Genomic DNA, 18,493 nt, shown 5'->3' with positions numbered 1-18,493 from the left:
GTTTAGTAGTAGGGAAATTACAAAATTATTTTCCAAAAATATGGAGGGCCGTAAAATCCTTGCTCACCTCAATGGAGTTGCTTCCGTTCAATTTAATGTCTTTTGGGTCCACCTCCTCATTGTCCAGTTCCACCATTCCAATTTCAAAGGGCAAACCATGGAAGTACAATTGGAATTTTTCATATGGAGTAATAAAGTTACCGTCTTTGAACTGTTGAATAATCACTTCATTTGGCTTTCCACGCAACCTAAAGTTTCTAAGGCTGAAACGCCCCTTTTTATAATCATACCCGTCTTGTTGGTCTTCGTATACGGTTGATGTTTCAAGTCCTTCTTTGTAATAGACATCAATCCGTAGTTCCTTGATCTCTTTTTCGCCAACATACTGCTGAACCGGATACTTTGGAATCATGGCGCCTTCCTTTACAAACAGTGGAATCTTGTAAATCTCAGCAGGCACCCACTTTTCCATACCTCCAGTAATTACCTCATCTGTCCAATAGCTGTACCACTTACCTCTTGGGAAATACATTCTTCTGCCCTGGGCATTGGGTTCCTGGACTGGACATACCAATATTTTTTCGCCAAATAGGAACTCATCCGTCCTAAAATGGGTCTGGGTATCCTCTTGATCATAAAAGACCAACGATTGAAGCATGGGCATTCCCTCTTTGATATACTTGTAGAACATGGTATACAAATAGGGCAATAGCTGGTACCTTAGTTCGATGTATTTTCGAACTATATTGGTTATCTCCTCCCCAAAAGACCAAGGTTCTTGATCACCATGGTCACCACTGGAGTGTACCCTACAAAATGGATGGAATATGGCCAACTGTACCCATCTAGCGAATAGTTCGCCGTTGGGTTGCTCTGCAAAACCTCCAATATCAGACCCAACGAAAGAGTATCCACTCATACACATACGTTGCATCTGCACATTGGCAATCCATAAATGTTCCCAGGTTGCCACATTGTCACCCGTCCATGTGGCGCAGTACCGTTGGGTTCCTGCGTATGCCGCACGGGTAAGTACAAAAGGTCTTCTAGGAAAAGTGAACTTCTTTACCCCCTCATAGGTGGCCCTAACCATCTGCATTCCATAGACGTTGTGGGCTTTTCTATGACTGCAAGGATGGCCATCATAATCATGGCGGACATCTAAATTGGCCGTTTTTGTAGGGACTTCCATAACGGCAGGCTCGTTCATATCATTCCATACACCCCTAACACCCATTCCGGCTATCATTTCTTTGTACAGGCCTGCCCACCATTCGCGGACTTCAGGGTCTGTAAAATCCGGGAATTTGCATTCCCCTGGCCAGACTTTTCCTTTAAAATGAGGACCGTCGGCACGTCTGCAGAAAAAGCCATTGTCCATGGCTTGTTGGTATACCCAATAATCTCGGTCTATTTTAATCCCTGGGTCGATCATGGTAATGACCTTAAAGCCATCCTCTTCCATCTCTTCGACCATTTTTTTTGGATTAGGAAAGTATCGGTTGTTCCACGTAAAGCATCGGAAGCCTTCCATATAATCAATATCCAAGTAAATGGCATCACATGGGATATTGAGTTTTCTAAAAGTTGAGGCTATCTTTTTTACTTTTTTTTCTGGGTAGTAACTCCATTTGGATTGATGAAAGCCCAATGCCCATAACGGCGGAAGCTCAGGCACTCCGGTCAAATCCGTATAAGCCTCAACCACCTGACTCATTTTTGGCCCATAAAAGAAATAATAGTTCATCTCCCCGCCATCGGCCCAAAAACTGGTCACATTGCGTTTCTCGTTGGCAAAATCAAAATAGGTACTGAAGGAGTTATCAAAGAAAACTCCATATGCAGCGCCTTCCTTAAGGCCCACATAAAAGGGAATGGCTTTGTAAAGTGGTTCTTGGTCCTTGCCATAAGCATAAGAATCCGTAACCCAATTGTTCACCCGTTTTCCTTTCAGGTTGGTATGGGACGCCTTGTCTCCCATTCCGTAATAGCTTTCACCGGAATGACAGGTCTTGCTCATTTTTACAATGTTGCCCCCGTAATCGTAATTCTCTTCCCAATGAAAACCGAGTTCATCCTCAAGAATCACCATGTCTTCCAAATCCACAATTTGAACCTTTAGGTCTGTCTTGTTGATATAGATTTTTATTTTGGACGTTGTGATGACATACTCTGGGATTTCTTCCTTGACAGTGAGCTCATTATAACCTAAACTTACATCTTCACTGATGGCATAGGAAAAATCGGGTTCAAAAACGTATTCTGTGGCATATCTGAAACGGATGGCACTGTCTCGCAATATGGTCACTTGCAAAATGACCCCGTTCTGTGTGGTAAAATATAGTTTGTCGTTTTCCTGCTTGAAATCGACTATATGGTTGGGAACCTGATTCCCTCTCTTTTCAATTTCCGTGTTGGTAATCATAGCTGGCTTATCAGACTGACAAAAGAAATACTTTACCTTGACAAAATAAAAAGATATTTTGAACAAGAACCCAACTACAACGTTATAGTTTGTTCACTACTTGTAAACTACTACGGCTAAAGGGGGAAGTGTCATTACAACCGATTGAGGATGCCCATTCCATGAAGTTTTTGAGGGTTTTAGGGTTTTCTTGCCCATTCCACTTCCGGAATACTTGGTTTCATCACTATTAAAAACCAGTTTCAGTTGAGTACTCTTGGGCACTCCAACTCTATAATTTTCACGGGGTACAGGCGTAAAATTACACGCAATAATCAGGTCATCTTTGGGATCCTCACCTTTTCTAAGGTACGTTATCACGGTATTTTCCTTATCGTTATACTCAATCCATTGGAACCCCTCCGAACTGAACTGTTTTTGATACAGTGCAGGATTGCTTTTATATAACTTGTTAAGATCCTTGATAACTTCTTGAATTCCAGAATGAAAATCGTATTGAGTAAGATGCCAAGCCAAACTTTCCTGAAAATTCCATTCTGAAGATTGACCAAATTCACCGCCCATAAACAACAGATTACCTCCTGGGTGCGTGAACATGTATCCAAATAAGAGCCTCAGATTAGCAAAACGTTGCCATTCGTCCCCAGGCATTCGGTATAAAAGTGATTGTTTCCCGTAAACCACCTCATCATGCGAAAACGGCAACACAAAGTTTTCAGTAAATGCGTAAGTCATACTAAAGGTGATGTCATTTAAATCATACGAACGATGAATGGGTTCTTTTTTAAAGAACTCCAAGGTATCGTGCATCCAACCCATCATCCATTTCATGCCAAAGCCCAGTCCGCCAAAATGTACAGGTTTGGTAACTCCAGAAAATGCCGTTGATTCCTCTGCAATGGTCTGTACCCCTTTAAAACTGGCATAGACCTCTTGGTTCATCTCCCGAAGAAAGGAAAGTGCCTCTAAATTCTCATTATTTCCATACATGTTGGGTTCCCACTCGCCATCTTCACGTGAATAATCCAGATATAACATGGAAGCCACGGCGTCGACCCGAAGTCCGTCAACATGGTAGTGGTCCAACCAAAAAATGGCATTGCTGATTAAAAAGGCCCTCACCTCATTTCTTCCGTAATTGAAAATCAAACTTTTCCAATCGGGGTGGTATCCCCTTCTTCGGTCTGGGTGTTCATACAAATGAGAGCCATCAAAAAAACCAAGACCGTGGGCATCTTCTGGAAAATGGGACGGTACCCAGTCAAGTATTACTCCTATTCCTTTTTGGTGGAATTTATCCACCAAAACCTTAAAATCCTCTGGTTTTCCAAAACGGGAGGTAGGTGCAAAATATCCGGTGATTTGATACCCCCATGAAGGATCGTACGGATATTCCATCACCGGCATGAACTCCACATGGGTGAATCCCATTTTGTCCACATAGTCCACCAACTGGTCCGCCATTTCAATGTATGTGAGCGATTCCCAACCATTTTTCTTTTTCCATGAGCCCAAATGAACTTCATAGACCGAATACGGTTTGTCCAGACCATTTTTTTCCTCGCGGGAGTCCATCCATTTCTTGTCCTTCCAGTCGTAAGGCGCATCCCAGACAAGTGAAGCCGTATTGGGGGGATGCTCACAGAATCGTGCAAATGGGTCAGCTTTTTCGGTCCAAATATCATTGTTGTGCGAATGAATTTTATACTTGTATTTGGTGCCTTTGTCCACACCGGGAATAAAGCCTTCCCAAATTCCACTGGCATCCCAGCGAACATTGAGTTCATGTTCACCTGCATTCCAGTAATTGAAATCACCAATCACGGACACTGACTTGGCCGAAGGAGCCCAAACTGCAAAATAAGTCCCCTTGACCCCATCAACCTCAATAAGGTGTGAACCTAATTTATTATATAGTCGAAAATGCTTTCCGGCCTTAAAAAGATTGATATCAAATTCTGAAAATAAACTATGGACAATTACGTTGGACATAAACTACATTTAGCATTTACAATATAACACATCTTTGCTCAAGATTACGATTTTAGCTGAATCCTATCAAATAAATCCAGTTCTTTTGAAAAAATGGAATGCTTTTTGATTTTTATTGAAAAACAGAAAAAAATGAAAACAAATCAAAAATCCAAAATCATGAATAAATTCAACACAATTATCGGAGCCTTGCTCGTATTATTTACCGTAGCCTGTGAGGGTCCAGCAGGACCTCCAGGACCTCCAGGGTTTGATGGCCTTGACGGTTTGGACGGGGCAGATGGCATCCAAGGACAGGTAGTGGAAGTAGAAGGTGTCAACTTTGGGTATGATGGGGATTCAAACCTTTTCAGTACCCTTATCAATTTTAGTGATGTAACCGACTTTGAAGTTTTTGAAGCTGATGCCGTTTTGGTGTATCGTTGGGCGGGTACCGTTGGTTTGCAAGATGGTAGTGATGCGGACCTTTGGAGTCAAATCCCTCAAAACTTCTTCCTTCCCGAAGGGACCATCCAATATGTATTTGAGCACACTTTTGTTGATGCCGAACTCTTTATTGAGGGTAACTTTGACCTATCTACCTTGAGTACCGATTTTACGGACGATCAAATCTTTAGAATTGTATTTGTACCCAGCGTTTTTGCCAATTCCTCTAAAATGGATACTTCCAATATTGAAAATGTAATGTCCGCTTTGGGTATCGAGGAAAATCAAGTTCAAAAATTGGAATTGAATTAATGTCAATCCAAAACTAAATTTTCAAAGTCCCATGGGTTGCCTGTGGGACTTTTCTTTTTGGTATTTTTGAAAGGATAGGCAAAAAACCACGTCTATTTCAACAAACGAAGAAGAAATGGGAAGAAAATTGCTATTGATCATACTTTTGGCCTTTGTGGGCTGCAAGGGCACATCGCAAGAAGAAAAAAAGGAATCTAAAAAAGAAACCGCTTTTAAAGTCACTAAAACCGATGCGGAATGGAAAGCCGAACTTACGGATATGGAATATTATGTTCTTAGGAAAGAAGCTACCGAAAACGCTTTTACCAGTGACCTTTTGGACAACAAACAGAAAGGAACCTATGTTTGCGCCGGATGCGGAACCCCTGTTTTTAGAAGTGAGCACAAGTTCAATTCTGGAACTGGATGGCCAAGTTTTGACCGTGAAATTGAGGGCAACGTGGCCTATGATGTGGATTATAAAATAGGAGTTGCACGCACCGAGGAACACTGTGCTACCTGTGGTGGACATTTGGGGCATGTTTTTAACGATGGTCCAAGAAATACTACCGGAAAAAGACATTGCATCAATGGGGTGGCTCTGGACTTCATTCCAGACGGGAACTAATTTTAATGCTTACATGACCAAGAAATACGACATCCAAAAAACAGAGGAGGAGTGGCAAAAAAAACTCTCCCCAGAAGAATACTACGTATTGCGCCAAAAGGGAACCGAACGCCCATTTACAGGACAGTACAATCTCCATTTTGAAAGTGGTGATTACCATTGTAAAGCATGTAACGCCAAACTTTTTGAAAGCGAGCATAAATTTGAAAGTGGTTGCGGTTGGCCCTCTTTTGACCAAGCAGTTGAAGGGGCCATTGAATACATTCGGGATACTTCACATGGTATGATTCGAACTGAGACGGTGTGTGCCAATTGTGGCAGTCACTTGGGTCATGTTTTTAATGATGGTCCACGGGAAACTACCGGGCAACGGTATTGTATCAACTCTATCAGTATTGGCTTTGATCCCGCAGAAAACGAATGAATTTTCAAGAAAACTACCTTTCCAATGTCATTTTTGAATTCCATCGGTATAAAACCATGGGCGATAAAACTTTTGCCCAACTAACCGATGAAGATATCCTTTGGACCCATTCACAAACGGACAACTCCATAGCCATTATCGTAAAGCACATGGTCGGAAACATGCTCAGCCGGTGGACCAATTTTTGGATGGAAGATGGTGAGAAACCTTGGCGCAATCGGGAGGTGGAATTTGAAGCACCCTACACTACCAAAAATGAAATGCTCGATGCTTGGGAAAAGGGTTGGAAATGCTTGTTCGATGCACTTGAAAAAATGAAAACCTTGGATTTTGAAGCCAAAATCAAAATAAGAAAGGAAGAACATACCCTTGTAGAGGCTGTCAACCGGCAATTGGCCCATTATGCCAGTCATGTGGGGCAATTGGTTTTTATCGGAAAAATGATAAAAGGCGCACAGTGGAAATCGCTTTCCATTCCAAAAGGAGCCTCTGAGACCTTCAATAAAAAGATGTTTGGCGAGGATAAAATCTGATTTCACAAACTAAGTGATTTTTGACTTTGTTGTACTTGGGATTTGGGGATTGAATTCCGTACTTTTGCACCTGCCCGCCATAAAGCAGGCTTCAATGCTAACAACTAAAATCAAAATCTAATGAGCAAGTTCGATATAATTGTTGTGGGAAGTGGTCCCGGAGGATATGTTACTGCAATCAGAGCCTCACAACTTGGATTCAAAACAGCCCTTGTGGAAAAGGAAAGTTTAGGTGGTGTTTGTCTTAACTGGGGATGTATACCAACCAAAGCGCTATTGAAATCAGCTCAGGTTTTTGAATATTTGAAGCATGCAGAAGACTATGGCCTAAGCGCTAAAAACGTAGAACACGATTTTGGTGCCGTGGTTAAAAGAAGTCGTGGTGTTGCAGAAGGAATGAGCAAAGGGGTTCAGTTCCTGATGAAGAAGAACAAAATTGAGGTGCTCAACGGATTTGGTAAGGTCCAGCCTGGGAAAAAAGTTTTGGTAAAAGGTGAGCATGGTGATACTGCCGAGTACACAGCAGACCACATCATTATTGCAACTGGTGCCCGAAGCCGCGAATTGCCCAGTTTACCACAAGACGGCAAAAAAGTGATTGGGTATCGTGAAGCCATGTCTTTGGAAAAACAACCCAAGAAAATGATTGTTGTAGGAAGTGGTGCAATTGGTATTGAATTTGCCTATTTCTACAACTCCATGGGAACCGAGGTGACCGTGGTTGAATATATGCCCCATATTGTTCCTGTTGAGGATGAAGACGTATCCAAGCAATTGGAGCGCAGCTTTAAAAAGGCTGGGGTGAAAATCATGACTTCTGCAGAGGTTACCAAAGTGGACACTTCTGGGGATGGCGTAAAAGCTACCGTTAAAACTTCAAAAGGTGAGGAAGTATTGGAAGCTGACATCGTACTTTCCGCAGTGGGGATAAAGACCAACATTGAAAATATTGGATTGGAAGATGTGGGTATTGCCGTAGATCGAGACAAGATTTTGGTAAACGATTATTACCAAACCAATATTCCTGGCTATTATGCCATTGGAGATGTCACCCCTGGGCAAGCTTTGGCTCACGTAGCATCTGCTGAAGGGATTCTTTGTGTTGAAAAAATTGCTGGTATGCACGTAGAACCACTTGACTACGGTAACATTCCTGGATGTACCTACTGTATTCCTGAAGTAGCCTCAGTTGGATTGACCGAAAAACAGGCCAAAGAAAAAGGATATGAACTGAAAATAGGCAAGTTTCCATTTTCCGTAAGCGGAAAGGCAAAAGCTGCTGGAACCCCTGATGGTTTTGTAAAAGTGATTTTTGATGCCAAATATGGCGAATGGCTGGGTTGCCATATGATTGGCGTTGGTGTTACCGATATGATTGCGGAAGCTGTTGTGGCCCGTAAATTGGAAACTACGGGACACGAGGTGTTAAAGGCTGTTCACCCCCACCCCACCATGAGCGAGGCAGTTATGGAAGCAGTAGCCGATGCTTATGATGAAGTAATCCATCTTTAAGTCTCAACTATGCTAAAGCTTTTTAGGGCCACTGCTATTTTAGAAGGAATTTCCTATCTATTGCTTTTTGGCATGACCATGCCTTTGAAGCATTGGGCCGATATCCCAGAACCGAACAAAGTGGTTGGGATGGCTCATGGCATTCTATTCATTTTGTATGTGGTAGTGGCGGTTGTGTTCTGTTGGGAACACAAATGGAGCATTAAAAGATTCATTGTCCTTTTCATAGCCTCCCTTTTACCTTTTGGGACGTTTTATGCGGATAAAAAATATTTAGACCCCTTAGCCTAGAAAACTTTGTATCGCCAAGTCATAGCTTTGCAGCCCAAACCCCAAAATAACGCCTTTGGCAACTGGGGATATGTAGGAAACATGTCGGTATTCTTCCCGCTGATGTGTGTTTGAAATGTGCACTTCAATAACCGGAGTGGTCACTGCTTTAATGGCATCTCCAATTCCCACAGAAGTATGGGTATAGGCAGCGGCATTTAAGATGATACCGTCATAATCAAACCCAACTTCTTGAATCTTTTGGATAAGTTCCCCTTCTATGTTAGATTGATAATATTCCAGTTGCACCTTTGGAAACTTTTGCTTCAATTTTCCGAAGTAGTCCTCAAAAGTGGTGTTTCCGTAGACCTCTGGTTCCCGTTTGCCCAACAGGTTTAAATTCGGTCCATTGATGATCATTAGTTTCATGGGGCTAAAAATACAATAAAAAGAAAAGGGCAGGATACTCTGCCCTTCATATCATTTATTTATGTTCACAATCAATTAAAAGCAAATTGTAGACCTAAGCCAAAGGATCCTACCTCATTTCCCCAATCATCACTAAGACCAATAAAAGGTCTCCAGTCAAAATTAATGACAAAGGGTACTCCGTTCATTTTAAAGTCAAGTCCTGCATGAGGTCGCAACGCAAAACCATTTTCACCGCCATCCAAAAGGATGATACTCGGTCCTGCCCCCACATACCAACGCAATCCGGCTGCACGGGCAAACCCTTTGTGATACGAATACAATGCCGTGATAATGGTTGCATTGTCCTCAAAACCCAGATCGGCTTGACCAACATGGTTGGAGGTAAAAAAATACTTGCCCGTGACACCAACAAATGTGGCATTATCTATGGCATCCACCCCCAGTCCCAATGCCGCTTTATAACTGGTTTGGGCCTTTAGCGACACTGAAAACAAGAGAACAATCGTAAAAACAAACAGTAATTTTTTCATTTCAAAGTATTTATTGGTTAATATTCATGATTCAAACTGTTTTTGGATTTGGGGTTATAAACAGTTTATGATTATATATTCATAATTCAATTTTGATGTACTTTCTAGCTTCAATTTATTTCTGATGTACCACTACTTTGGACAATAATCAGAACAAAAACAAGATTCCCAAGGTTGCAATTGAAAAATTCCCGTCATTGTTAATATTCACATAAGAGATGTTCAATTCAGTGTTTCCGGTAATGTTGTATCCAATTAGGGGTCTCAAATAAAACCCTCCCTCGTTGCCTTCGTTTATGCCTACGGCATAGCCTACATCGGCTCCCAATTTAAAATCATAGGTCGGGTATAATCGAAGTGATGCAGCTACCGGCAAAAACTGAAAGTCCTCGAACTCAGTTTCTACACTTATCCCCCCTCCTGAAATGGTTGTGGTATCCCCAAAGGCATTAATAAACCCTGTTGCAAAACCTAAATCCAACAATTCGGAGGCCCCAATATGGTAGGCGATATCCAAACCAAGGCTGAAACTGGAAACATCCCCGGCATCTCCCACAGGAAGACCTGCATTTAATCCGGCTTTAAAATTAGTGCGGTCCACATATTGGGCCATTGACGAAAAACTAATGGCAATCATTGCTATCACCACCAATAAAAATGTCTTGTTCATAGTTGTTAAAATTTGCTAAACATTTAAACGGGTCTTCAATGGATATAGTATTTCCAAATGTTAAAAACCTAATGTCAAACAAGTGATGAATGTATTCAAACCCGACTTCCGTATCCATCATAAATTGACCAAAAAGCCATATCAATTGACCAATCGCCAAAAAAGAGCCTAGTGGTCAAAATTATTGTGGTTATCTTTAAACCATGAACTGGCAACAAGCATCACAGGATTATAAAAACTACCTAAAAATTGAGCGGGGACTCAGTGCCAATTCCATTACCAATTACAGTTTGGACCTGCAAAAGCTAAAGGATTACCTTGATGAGCACAATATTTCCGAATCACCAGTACAAATAGGCCAAGAAACAGTACAGCAGTTCATTTATGATGTGGCCAAAGCAATAAACCCAAGATCACAAGCCCGAATTATCTCGGGTTTGAAAGGGTTTTTTAATTATTTGGTCTTTGAGGACTATCGTTCTGATAATCCCATGGATTTGATAGAAACTCCCAAAATTGGCAGAAAGTTACCAGACACCTTGTCCGTTGATGAAATAAATGACCTCATTTCCGCGATAGACCTCTCCAAGCCAGAGGGAGAACGCAACAGAGCTATCTTGGAAACCTTATATGGCTGTGGACTTCGTGTATCTGAATTGGTGAACTTGCGATTGTCCGACCTGTACTTTGATGAGGATTTCATTAAGGTTACGGGCAAAGGGAACAAACAACGTTTTGTTCCTATCAGCAATATCAATCAGAAGTACATCAACATATACCGAAATGAGGTTCGGACACATTTGCCCATTCAAAAAGAACATAATGATTTCGTTTTTTTGAATCGAAGGGGAAAACAGCTCACGAGAGCCATGATTTTTACCATCATAAAACGATTGGCAGAAACCATTGGATTGAAGAAGAACATCAGTCCGCATACCTTTCGGCATTCCTTTGCCTCCCATTTATTGGAGAATGGTGCTGACCTCCGGGCCATTCAACAAATGCTGGGCCATGAAAGCATTACTACCACCGAAGTCTATATGCATGTAAATCGTGGACATTTGGCAAAGGTCTTGAATGAATATCATCCGAGAAGATAAATTTATATAGTAATCTTAATAAGTCAGCTCCCCCTATTTAGTTGGTTTTTCAATTCTTGATTCTGCTTTTTATACGGTCGAATAATCAACCGTGCCTCACGATCAAAACGAATATAATTGTACACCCAGTTGATGAAGACCACCACCCTATTTCTAAATCCTATCAAGAAATACAAGTGCACGAACATCCACACAAACCATGCAAAAACACCTTGGAATTTCACTCTCTTCATATCTACCACGGCCTTGTTACGACCAACGGTGGCCATACTTCCCTTGTCCTTGTAGACAAAAGGTTTCATGGGTAGGCCTTCCACCAACCGTACCAAATTTTCACCAAGGCTTCTACCTTGTTGAATGGCTGGCTGCGCCATCATGGGGTGGCCAAACGGAAAATCTTCGCTTTCCATTTGGGCCACATCGCCAATGGCAAAAATCTCAGTGAATCCTTCTACTTGATGGAAATGGTTTACTCGTAAACGATTTCCCCTACACAAAAATTCTTTGGCGTCCAATCCCTTTATTCCAACCGCTTGTACACCCGCAGCCCACACCAATGTGGCCGTCTCAAAAATGGTTTTGGTGTCGGTGGTTACGTAATTGCCATCATAATCCATGACCCTAATGTTTTTCCACACATTCACACCCAACTCCTCCAAAAAACGTTCAGCCTTGGCCGAAGCCACTTCGCTCATTGCCGGAAGGATTCGGTCTCCACCCTGCACCAGATTAATTTGCGCCCTACGAGTATCCAAATCGGGATAATCTTTGGGCAATATTCCCTTTTTGATTTCGGCTAAAGCCCCAGCCAATTCCACACCGGTAGGTCCGCCTCCAACAATCACAAAATTCATTAAGGCATCCCGTTCGTGGAGGTCATCCGTAAGAAGTGCTTGCTCAAAATTTTCCAAAATAAGGCTCCTCAGGTTCAAGGACTGGGGAATGCTCTTCATGGCCATGCCCTTGGTCTCAATATTTTTGTTTCCGAAGAAATTGGTTTCTGAACCCGCGGCAACTACCAAATAATCATAGGTAATCTCACCAATATTGGTCTTTACTTCCCTTGCCATGGTATCCACACTGGTCACTTTGGCCAATCGAAAGAAAAAATTAGGGTATCCCTGAAGGACTTTTCGGATAGGATAGGCAATGGAGTCCGGCTCCAATCCACCTGTTGAAACTTGGTATAAGAGGGGCTGAAAGTTGTGATAATTGTGCTTATCCAAAAGCACTACTTGTACATCTTTCTTACTAAGCTTTTTGGCTAAGGCGATTCCTCCAAAACCACCTCCTATAATCACTACCCTTGGGTAGCTTGATTGCGGTATATTCATGGCAGACATACCTGCAAAATTACGCAATACAAGGTTGGCTTTTTCATATAAAGGTCGGTTTTTTAGTATATTTAGAACCTGACTCAAAAACTCCATACAATGAAAAAAATCCTCCCCATCAGTATTGCACTGTTACTTTCCGCAACTGTTGTATTTTCCCAAAAAGATGAAGAAAAAGTATTGAAGGACTTAAACGCCAAAACTCAAAAATACGGTGATATTGCCCATGAGATTTGGGAGTTGGCAGAAATGGGATATTTGGAGGAGAAGAGTTCGGCCTTATTGCAAAAAACACTTTCAGATGCGGGTTTCTCCATTGAAAAAGGAATTGCTGGTATCCCCACAGCATTTAAGGCAGAATATGGTTCCGGTTATCCAGTAATTGCTATTTTAGGTGAATATGATGCCCTACCCGGTTTATCGCAACAGGCGGTTCCCGAAAAGAAATCGGCCGATAAAGCAGCGGGACATGCCTGTGGACATCATCTTTTTGGCACAGCTTCCACAGCCGCAGCCATTGCAGTAAAAGATTGGCTTACTTCCAAAAAAATACAGGGCACCATTCGCTTTTATGGCTGTCCAGCCGAAGAAGGTGGTTCAGGAAAAGTGTATATGGTTCGTGAAGGGGTTTTTAATGATGTGGATGTTGCCCTACACTGGCATCCCGGTGCAGAGAATGAAGCCAGCGCAGGGGCTGCCTTGGCCAACAAATCAGCTAAGTTTAGATTTCATGGGGTCTCCGCCCATGCCGCTGGAGCACCAGAACGAGGTCGTTCTGCCCTGGATGGTGTTGAAGCTATGAACGCCATGGTAAATATGATGCGGGAACACATTCCGCAGGACGCCAGAATACATTATGTGATCACGGACGGTGGGAAAGCACCAAATGTAGTGCCCGATTTTGCTGAAGTATATTATTATTCAAGGCATGGTAAAAGAGATGTGGTCATCGATATTTTTGACCGCATTGTAAAAGCAGCCGAAGGCGCTGCATTGGGCACTGGAACCACCATGGAATATGAAATGATTGGGGGAACACACGAGCTGCTGCCCAACCTCACCCTTCAAAAAATCATGTATGACAACCTTACCAAAGTTGGAGGGGTAACCTATACTTCTGAAGAAAAGGCTTTCGCAGAGAAAATATCCACAACCTTAGGTGCCAAATCCTTAGATATGGAAACCGCAGAGAACATTCAACCCTATAAAGAGGAAGCACGGGCCTACGGCTCCACCGATGTAGGTGATGTAAGTTTTACTGTTCCTACCGCAGGATTGGGAACCGCAACATGGGTTCCCGGTACGCCAGCCCACAGTTGGCAAGCCGTAGCCGCTGGCGGAACATCCATCGGAACCAAGGGGATGATGGTAGCGGCCAAGACACTAACGCTTACTGCTATGGATATTTTTAATAATCCTGAAACCGTAAAAGCTGCAAAGGCAGAACTTGAGGAACGCCGGGGTGCTGACTTCAAGTACATTCCTTTGTTGGGCAACAGACCACCGGCCTTGGATTATCGCAAATAAAGATTTTTGGATACTGTTGTAACAAAAAACGTTTTGTAGCTACATATAATAAGTCAAACTACTTACCAACCTTTTGAACAAAGAACTGGAACATCGTTTTGTTACCGAACTTGAGAACAATCAAAATATTGTTCACAAGGTGTGCAGCCTCTATACCAATGACAAGGATTCCCACAATGACCTCTTTCAAGAAATCACGATACAATTGTGGAAAGCTTACCCCAAATTTAGGGGCGACTCCAAGTTCAGCACATGGATGTATAGAGTGGCGTTGAATACGGCCATTACGCTGTACAGAAAGTCGAAAAGAAGGGTAAATACGCAAGATTATGATTCAGTCGTACATAAAATAAAGGCTGATCCTTATGACGATACCGAAGAGCGACAACTGAAATTGATGTATGATGCAGTACGGCAATTGGGCGACATCGACAAAGCACTAGTGTTTCTTTATCTGGAAGATAAAAATTATACAGAAATAGCCGAGACGCTCGGTATCACCGAAGTGAATGCCAGAGTGAAAATGAACCGGGTAAAAAATAAATTAAGAACCATACTAAATCCGTAGCTTATGGTGGATGAATTGGAACTATTAAAAAAAGACTGGCAAAAGAAGGAGGCCGACCTTCCCAAATTGTCCTATGACCAAATCTATAAGATGATTTGGAAAAAGTCATCTTCTATAGTAAAATGGATATTTTACATTAGCATCATAGAGTTTGTCTTTTGGGCTGCGCTCAACATTATCTTTAGCGATGCTGAGTCCATGCAAGAACTCAAAGCGTTGCACATTTATCGTGTTTTGATGGTGCTTAATTTCATCAATTACGGCATTATTATATACTTTATCTACCGGTTCTATACCAATTACCGTAAAATCTCTTTCACTGATTCTTCCAAAAAGTTGATGAAGACCATACTTTCCGTTAAAAGAATAGTTACCCAATACGTTTGGTTCAACCTAAGCATTTTTACAATATACACGGTGATTTATTCCTATGGTACATTGGTCTACGGTCCAGAAGGGAAGAAAATTATGGAAGCAGCCCTACAAGATGGCAATACCACCATGTTTTGGGCAATGACCATTGCTTTCTCCATAGTTTTCATCGCGGTATTTTTGCTCCTTATTTGGCTTTTCTACAAACTGTTGTATGGAATACTGCTGAAGCGGTTGCGCCAGAATTATAAAGAATTGAAAAAGTTAGAGGTTTAATTCCCTTTGTAACTATACCTCCTTTTTTGGTTTTCCTCCTCATAAGCCGCCAATTCTTCCTTGGAGATTACCTTTAGGAAAGATGGATGTTGTTCAATGGCATATTCCAACTTTTCCAAAATAGCATCAATCGACTCGTTGTCATAGTCAATTTCCAAAGGAGTCTTAATTTGCATGGATTGCAAAATACCTTTCTTTTTTACCCGAAGTCCCTTTTTATCAAAAGAACGCCTAAATCCATCAATGACCACGGGAACCACCACAGGTTTGTATCTTTTTATGATGTGCGCCGTACCCTTACGAAGTGGCTTCCATGGTGTCGTGGTACCTTGTGGAAAAGTGATTACCCAACCATCATCAAGTGCTTTGGCAATGTTGCTGATATCGCTAAACTTTACTTGTCGGTTTACATCCTGACCGTCTGCTCGCCATGTCCGTTCTATACTAATGGAACCTGCGTAGGCCAAAATCTTGGTAAGCAAACTTTTTCCCATTGTCTCCTTGGCGGCCACATAGTAGATATTCAGTTTAGGGTTCCATAGATACCCCAAGTTCTTAATATTGTCATCCCTACCCTTTAAACTGGCGTTGAACACATGGAACATGGCCACAACATCCGCAAAATAGGTTTGGTGGTTGCTCACAAAAAGTACATTGGTTTCCGGCAGGTCACGGATAATTTGTGAACCTTCTATTTCAAGGGTGTTGAATCCTTTATAACGTTGGTGCGTCATCATACCCGCAATACGAATCAACCAACGTTTTAAGAACAGAATATGACCGAAAGGATTTGTTTTGAATAGACCCATGGGTAACTCTTGTTGGCAAATTTACAAAATAGCCGCTAAAGGACTTGCCGTAAAAGCTCCCTGATTTCACTCAACATCATGGCTGTGGCGCCCCAAACGGTATAACCATTTAATTTATAAGCCGGTACGTTTATATTTTTTGCATACGATGTACTCAACAATTCTTCAATGAGGTTGGCATCATCCAAAAAATCCTTTACGTAAGCTTCCACCACTTGCTCCACTTCATCTTCTTGTGGCACAAAGGGTTGTGGCTTTGGATAAATCCCCATATAGGGTTGCACCATAAAATTACTGGGAGGGATATAAACTTCACTCAATGCCCGTATCACTTGTACGGAATCAGGATGCACCCCCACTTCTTCATACGTCTCCCGAAGGGCGGTATCCATCAAATCGGCATCCTGCTTTTCAACCTTACCACCCGGAAAACCAATTTGGTTGGAATGCACACCCTCATAGGTCTTTCGGAGAATGAGCAGCAAACGGGTTTCCCTAAAGGCATCAGGATAAAAAAGCGCCATGACCCCCGCTCTTTTTGGATTGATTTTCTTATTATTATTTTGCTTTAACCACTGAATCCGCTCTGTCGGGGACATTTTATAGTGGGATTCCTCTCCTGGAAGAGGGAGATTTTTTAATTTTAGAGCTATTTCACAAAATGCATCAAAATTCATGTTGCTAAGACCATTCGCTTTAATTACAAGTATACTATTATTTTTTTTCGTCTCTTGTGGGGAATCTCCAAAAAAGAAAACCCCACAAAAAGTAGAAACTGCCGTTCCTGCTGATTCTGTTCAACAAGAAGAGGTTGAAGATGATTCTGAAGAAGAAGAAGAAGAGGACAATGCATTTGTCCTTGATGAGGAAAATGCTATCGATTTCTTTTTTGATTATGCCAAGAAACTCAAAAAAAATAAGGTAAAGATTACGACTACCATGGGCAGTTTTATCGTTCAATTGTATGATGATGTGCCCTACCACAAGGCCAATTTTATCTATCTGGCACGAAAAAAGTATTTTGACAGCACTCAGTTCCATCGCGTAGTAAAAGATTTTATCATTCAAGGGGGAAACTCGGATGACCGCAAAACGGCAAGAAAGCGTGGAGATATTGGCAGATACCTACTACCACCCGATGCCAAAAAAGGATACAAGCACCATAGAGGTACCATATCCATGCCCAGCAGTGAGCGCGACAATCCCCATAAATTGGCTTCCCCGTATGAATTTTTCATTGTGGTCACCAATCCCGGTTCGTACCACTTGGATGGTTCCTACACCCCTTTTGGTCGTGTGGTTGAGGGCATGGACATAGTGGATGCCATTAACCAAGTGCCCGTTGGAGACGGGGACTGGCCGCAGAAAAATGTTTACATTCTTAAAGTGGAAGTATTGTGAACCAACGAAAAAATACTATAATTTAGGCAGCCTATGGAATAACTCAAACTAATGATACAAACAACTCAACTCATTTACTCAGACAAAAAACAATCCTATGAGGGCGTAATTGCCTATGACGATTCCCAAAAAGGAAAACGTCCCGTAGTGTTGGTCTCCCATACCTGGATGGGACAATCGCAATTTGAAGAAGACAAAGCCAAGGAATTGGCCAAACTTGGCTATCTAGCCTTCGCCATTGACGTTTTTGGTCAGGGCAGAAGGGCTAAAAATGCTGAAGAAGCCGAAACTCTGATGAACGAAATGTTGGAAGACCGGCAAGAACTTCTGAACCGAATACTTCTTGCCATGGAGACCATCAAGAAAAACGAAATGGCCGATGCCAAAAATGTAGGCGCCATTGGATTCTGTTTTGGTGGAAAATGTGTCTTGGATTTGGCTCGCTCCGGAATTAATATGAAAGGAGTGGTTTGCTTCCACGGAATTTTTGATCCACCGGGTATTGAACATGAAGGCGACATCCTAGCTAAAATTCTAGTGCTTCACGGGTGGGAAGACCCTATGGCGTTTCCAAAAGACATCGTTTCATTGGGCTATGAACTCACAGAACGCAATGCTTCTTGGGAAATCGATGTCTTTGGGCATACAGGCCACGCGTTCACAAATCCCAATGCCAATGACCCCGATGGTGGCATGCAGTTTAACCCATTGGCCAATGATAGGTCTTGGCAACGGATGACCCATTTTTTAGAAGAAGTTTTTGAATAAGCTTTAAAAGGATTTTGGAGGTTATGGGCTCGTAAAAAGATTGCTCTATTTGGTATCACTTGTTTTTAATCTTGGCTATCAAGGCCAATGTCTTGCGCACATTGTTCTCCAATCCTTTGAAATCCCCATTCTGGATGGTTTCCCTGCCGATCAGTTGCGAGCCCAGTCCAACACAGGCCACCCCCGCATCGAACCAGCCCTTCAG

Annotated in this window: 20 protein-coding genes; 12 read left to right on the top strand and 8 right to left on the bottom strand. The window is 42.2% G+C overall.

Annotated features, from left to right (window positions below; all coding sequences use genetic code 11):
- Nucleotides 1–25: 25 nt before the first annotated feature.
- The gene (locus tag AB1A65_RS16235) at nucleotides 26–2,425 is read right to left on the bottom strand and encodes a glycoside hydrolase family 31 protein (protein ID WP_366590984.1); all 2,400 of its coding nucleotides are present in this window, start codon (nucleotides 2,423–2,425) and stop codon (nucleotides 26–28) included.
- A 96-nt stretch (nucleotides 2,426–2,521) separates the two neighbouring features.
- Nucleotides 2,522–4,417 carry a 1,4-alpha-glucan branching protein GlgB gene (gene glgB / locus AB1A65_RS16230; protein ID WP_366590983.1) on the bottom strand — a complete coding sequence of 632 codons (1,896 nt, stop codon included), beginning with the start codon at nucleotides 4,415–4,417 and terminating at the stop codon, nucleotides 2,522–2,524.
- A 132-nt stretch (nucleotides 4,418–4,549) separates the two neighbouring features.
- Between glgB and AB1A65_RS16225 the strand changes: the two genes are divergently transcribed.
- From AB1A65_RS16225 to AB1A65_RS16200, 6 genes are all read left to right on the top strand, one after another.
- The gene (locus tag AB1A65_RS16225; RefSeq protein ID WP_366590982.1) at nucleotides 4,550–5,155 is read left to right on the top strand and encodes a collagen-like protein; all 606 of its coding nucleotides are present in this window, start codon (nucleotides 4,550–4,552) and stop codon (nucleotides 5,153–5,155) included.
- A 115-nt stretch (nucleotides 5,156–5,270) separates the two neighbouring features.
- The gene (gene msrB, locus AB1A65_RS16220) at nucleotides 5,271–5,762 is read left to right on the top strand and encodes a peptide-methionine (R)-S-oxide reductase MsrB (protein WP_366590981.1); all 492 of its coding nucleotides are present in this window, start codon (nucleotides 5,271–5,273) and stop codon (nucleotides 5,760–5,762) included.
- A 13-nt stretch (nucleotides 5,763–5,775) separates the two neighbouring features.
- Nucleotides 5,776–6,186, top strand: a complete 411-nt coding sequence (msrB, locus tag AB1A65_RS16215) for a peptide-methionine (R)-S-oxide reductase MsrB (RefSeq protein ID WP_366590980.1) — start codon at nucleotides 5,776–5,778, stop codon at nucleotides 6,184–6,186.
- Nucleotides 6,183–6,719: a DUF1572 family protein gene (locus AB1A65_RS16210; RefSeq protein WP_366590979.1), complete on the top strand. Its 537-nt coding sequence runs from the start codon at nucleotides 6,183–6,185 to the stop codon at nucleotides 6,717–6,719. Before msrB (AB1A65_RS16215) ends, AB1A65_RS16210 begins: the two co-directional genes overlap by 4 nt.
- Before the next feature lie 120 nt (nucleotides 6,720–6,839).
- Nucleotides 6,840–8,231, top strand: a complete 1,392-nt coding sequence (gene lpdA / locus AB1A65_RS16205) for a dihydrolipoyl dehydrogenase (protein ID WP_366590978.1) — start codon at nucleotides 6,840–6,842, stop codon at nucleotides 8,229–8,231.
- A 9-nt stretch (nucleotides 8,232–8,240) separates the two neighbouring features.
- On the top strand, nucleotides 8,241–8,522 hold the full coding sequence (locus tag AB1A65_RS16200; protein ID WP_366590977.1) for a DUF3817 domain-containing protein: 282 nt from the start codon (nucleotides 8,241–8,243) through the stop codon (nucleotides 8,520–8,522).
- On the opposite strand, the gene aroQ is transcribed toward AB1A65_RS16200, so the two are convergent.
- The 3 genes from aroQ to AB1A65_RS16185 all read right to left on the bottom strand — a co-directional run bounded on the left by aroQ (nucleotide 8,514) and on the right by AB1A65_RS16185 (nucleotide 10,133).
- The gene (gene aroQ, locus AB1A65_RS16195) at nucleotides 8,514–8,930 is read right to left on the bottom strand and encodes a type II 3-dehydroquinate dehydratase (protein ID WP_366590976.1); all 417 of its coding nucleotides are present in this window, start codon (nucleotides 8,928–8,930) and stop codon (nucleotides 8,514–8,516) included. The genes AB1A65_RS16200 and aroQ overlap by 9 nt on opposite strands.
- Nucleotides 8,931–9,001: 71 nt before the next feature.
- Nucleotides 9,002–9,463 carry a hypothetical protein gene (locus AB1A65_RS16190; protein ID WP_366590975.1) on the bottom strand — a complete coding sequence of 154 codons (462 nt, stop codon included), beginning with the start codon at nucleotides 9,461–9,463 and terminating at the stop codon, nucleotides 9,002–9,004.
- A 148-nt stretch (nucleotides 9,464–9,611) separates the two neighbouring features.
- Nucleotides 9,612–10,133: a hypothetical protein gene (locus tag AB1A65_RS16185; RefSeq protein ID WP_366590974.1), complete on the bottom strand. Its 522-nt coding sequence runs from the start codon at nucleotides 10,131–10,133 to the stop codon at nucleotides 9,612–9,614.
- A gap of 203 nt (nucleotides 10,134–10,336) precedes the next feature.
- Between AB1A65_RS16185 and xerD the strand changes: the two genes are divergently transcribed.
- Nucleotides 10,337–11,233 (top strand): site-specific tyrosine recombinase XerD, encoded by an 897-nt coding sequence (gene xerD / locus AB1A65_RS16180; RefSeq protein ID WP_366590973.1) that lies wholly within the window; start codon nucleotides 10,337–10,339, stop codon nucleotides 11,231–11,233.
- Between the two features lie 23 nt (nucleotides 11,234–11,256).
- On the opposite strand, the gene AB1A65_RS16175 is transcribed toward xerD, so the two are convergent.
- Nucleotides 11,257–12,567: an NAD(P)/FAD-dependent oxidoreductase gene (locus AB1A65_RS16175; protein ID WP_366591035.1), complete on the bottom strand. Its 1,311-nt coding sequence runs from the start codon at nucleotides 12,565–12,567 to the stop codon at nucleotides 11,257–11,259.
- A gap of 99 nt (nucleotides 12,568–12,666) precedes the next feature.
- Between AB1A65_RS16175 and AB1A65_RS16170 the strand changes: the two genes are divergently transcribed.
- From AB1A65_RS16170 to AB1A65_RS16160, 3 genes are all read left to right on the top strand, one after another.
- On the top strand, nucleotides 12,667–14,094 hold the full coding sequence (locus AB1A65_RS16170) for an amidohydrolase (RefSeq protein WP_366590972.1): 1,428 nt from the start codon (nucleotides 12,667–12,669) through the stop codon (nucleotides 14,092–14,094).
- 73 nt (nucleotides 14,095–14,167) lie between these two features.
- A complete protein-coding gene (locus AB1A65_RS16165; RefSeq protein ID WP_366590971.1) occupies nucleotides 14,168–14,662 on the top strand; it encodes an RNA polymerase sigma factor in 495 nt (164 codons plus the stop codon).
- A gap of 3 nt (nucleotides 14,663–14,665) precedes the next feature.
- A complete protein-coding gene (locus tag AB1A65_RS16160) occupies nucleotides 14,666–15,310 on the top strand; it encodes a hypothetical protein (protein ID WP_366590970.1) in 645 nt (214 codons plus the stop codon).
- On the opposite strand, the gene AB1A65_RS16155 is transcribed toward AB1A65_RS16160, so the two are convergent.
- A complete protein-coding gene (locus AB1A65_RS16155) occupies nucleotides 15,307–16,119 on the bottom strand; it encodes a lysophospholipid acyltransferase family protein (RefSeq protein ID WP_366590969.1) in 813 nt (270 codons plus the stop codon). The two genes, AB1A65_RS16160 and AB1A65_RS16155, sit on opposite strands and share 4 nt — an antisense overlap.
- Nucleotides 16,120–16,154: 35 nt before the next feature.
- Nucleotides 16,155–16,796: a CoA pyrophosphatase gene (locus tag AB1A65_RS16150; RefSeq protein WP_366590968.1), complete on the bottom strand. Its 642-nt coding sequence runs from the start codon at nucleotides 16,794–16,796 to the stop codon at nucleotides 16,155–16,157.
- Here AB1A65_RS16150 and AB1A65_RS16145 point away from each other — a divergent pair.
- Nucleotides 16,795–17,520 (top strand): peptidylprolyl isomerase, encoded by a 726-nt coding sequence (locus AB1A65_RS16145; RefSeq protein ID WP_366590967.1) that lies wholly within the window; start codon nucleotides 16,795–16,797, stop codon nucleotides 17,518–17,520. The two genes, AB1A65_RS16150 and AB1A65_RS16145, sit on opposite strands and share 2 nt — an antisense overlap.
- Before the next feature lie 51 nt (nucleotides 17,521–17,571).
- A complete protein-coding gene (locus AB1A65_RS16140; protein ID WP_366590966.1) occupies nucleotides 17,572–18,288 on the top strand; it encodes a dienelactone hydrolase family protein in 717 nt (238 codons plus the stop codon).
- The last annotated feature ends 205 nt before the right edge of the window (nucleotides 18,289–18,493 follow it).

This window comes from Allomuricauda sp. ANG21 (genome assembly GCF_040705235.1).
Classification (GTDB): Bacteria; Bacteroidota; Bacteroidia; order Flavobacteriales; family Flavobacteriaceae; genus Flagellimonas; species Flagellimonas marina.
The sequence above is the reverse complement of the archived record's forward strand: the minus strand, read 5'-3'. Positions and strand labels throughout refer to the sequence as shown.

Excerpts from the sequence above, each read along its gene's own strand:
- AB1A65_RS16235 (WP_366590984.1), bottom strand. The coding sequence starts at position 2,425 with ATGATTACCAACACGGAAATTGAAAAGAGAGGGAATCAGGTTCCCAAC.
- glgB (WP_366590983.1), bottom strand. The coding sequence starts at position 4,417 with ATGTCCAACGTAATTGTCCATAGTTTATTTTCAGAATTTGATATCAAT.
- AB1A65_RS16225 (WP_366590982.1), top strand. The coding sequence starts at position 4,550 with ATGAAAACAAATCAAAAATCCAAAATCATGAATAAATTCAACACAATT.
- msrB (WP_366590981.1), top strand. The coding sequence starts at position 5,271 with ATGGGAAGAAAATTGCTATTGATCATACTTTTGGCCTTTGTGGGCTGC.
- msrB (WP_366590980.1), top strand. The coding sequence starts at position 5,776 with ATGACCAAGAAATACGACATCCAAAAAACAGAGGAGGAGTGGCAAAAA.
- AB1A65_RS16210 (WP_366590979.1), top strand. The coding sequence starts at position 6,183 with ATGAATTTTCAAGAAAACTACCTTTCCAATGTCATTTTTGAATTCCAT.
- lpdA (WP_366590978.1), top strand. The coding sequence starts at position 6,840 with ATGAGCAAGTTCGATATAATTGTTGTGGGAAGTGGTCCCGGAGGATAT.
- AB1A65_RS16200 (WP_366590977.1), top strand. The coding sequence starts at position 8,241 with ATGCTAAAGCTTTTTAGGGCCACTGCTATTTTAGAAGGAATTTCCTAT.
- aroQ (WP_366590976.1), bottom strand. The coding sequence starts at position 8,930 with ATGAAACTAATGATCATCAATGGACCGAATTTAAACCTGTTGGGCAAA.
- AB1A65_RS16190 (WP_366590975.1), bottom strand. The coding sequence starts at position 9,463 with ATGAAAAAATTACTGTTTGTTTTTACGATTGTTCTCTTGTTTTCAGTG.
- AB1A65_RS16185 (WP_366590974.1), bottom strand. The coding sequence starts at position 10,133 with ATGAACAAGACATTTTTATTGGTGGTGATAGCAATGATTGCCATTAGT.
- xerD (WP_366590973.1), top strand. The coding sequence starts at position 10,337 with ATGAACTGGCAACAAGCATCACAGGATTATAAAAACTACCTAAAAATT.
- AB1A65_RS16175 (WP_366591035.1), bottom strand. The coding sequence starts at position 12,567 with ATGAATATACCGCAATCAAGCTACCCAAGGGTAGTGATTATAGGAGGT.
- AB1A65_RS16170 (WP_366590972.1), top strand. The coding sequence starts at position 12,667 with ATGAAAAAAATCCTCCCCATCAGTATTGCACTGTTACTTTCCGCAACT.
- AB1A65_RS16160 (WP_366590970.1), top strand. The coding sequence starts at position 14,666 with ATGGTGGATGAATTGGAACTATTAAAAAAAGACTGGCAAAAGAAGGAG.
- AB1A65_RS16155 (WP_366590969.1), bottom strand. The coding sequence starts at position 16,119 with ATGGGTCTATTCAAAACAAATCCTTTCGGTCATATTCTGTTCTTAAAA.
- AB1A65_RS16145 (WP_366590967.1), top strand. The coding sequence starts at position 16,795 with ATGTTGCTAAGACCATTCGCTTTAATTACAAGTATACTATTATTTTTT.
- AB1A65_RS16150 (WP_366590968.1), bottom strand. The coding sequence starts at position 16,796 with ATGAATTTTGATGCATTTTGTGAAATAGCTCTAAAATTAAAAAATCTC.
- AB1A65_RS16140 (WP_366590966.1), top strand. The coding sequence starts at position 17,572 with ATGATACAAACAACTCAACTCATTTACTCAGACAAAAAACAATCCTAT.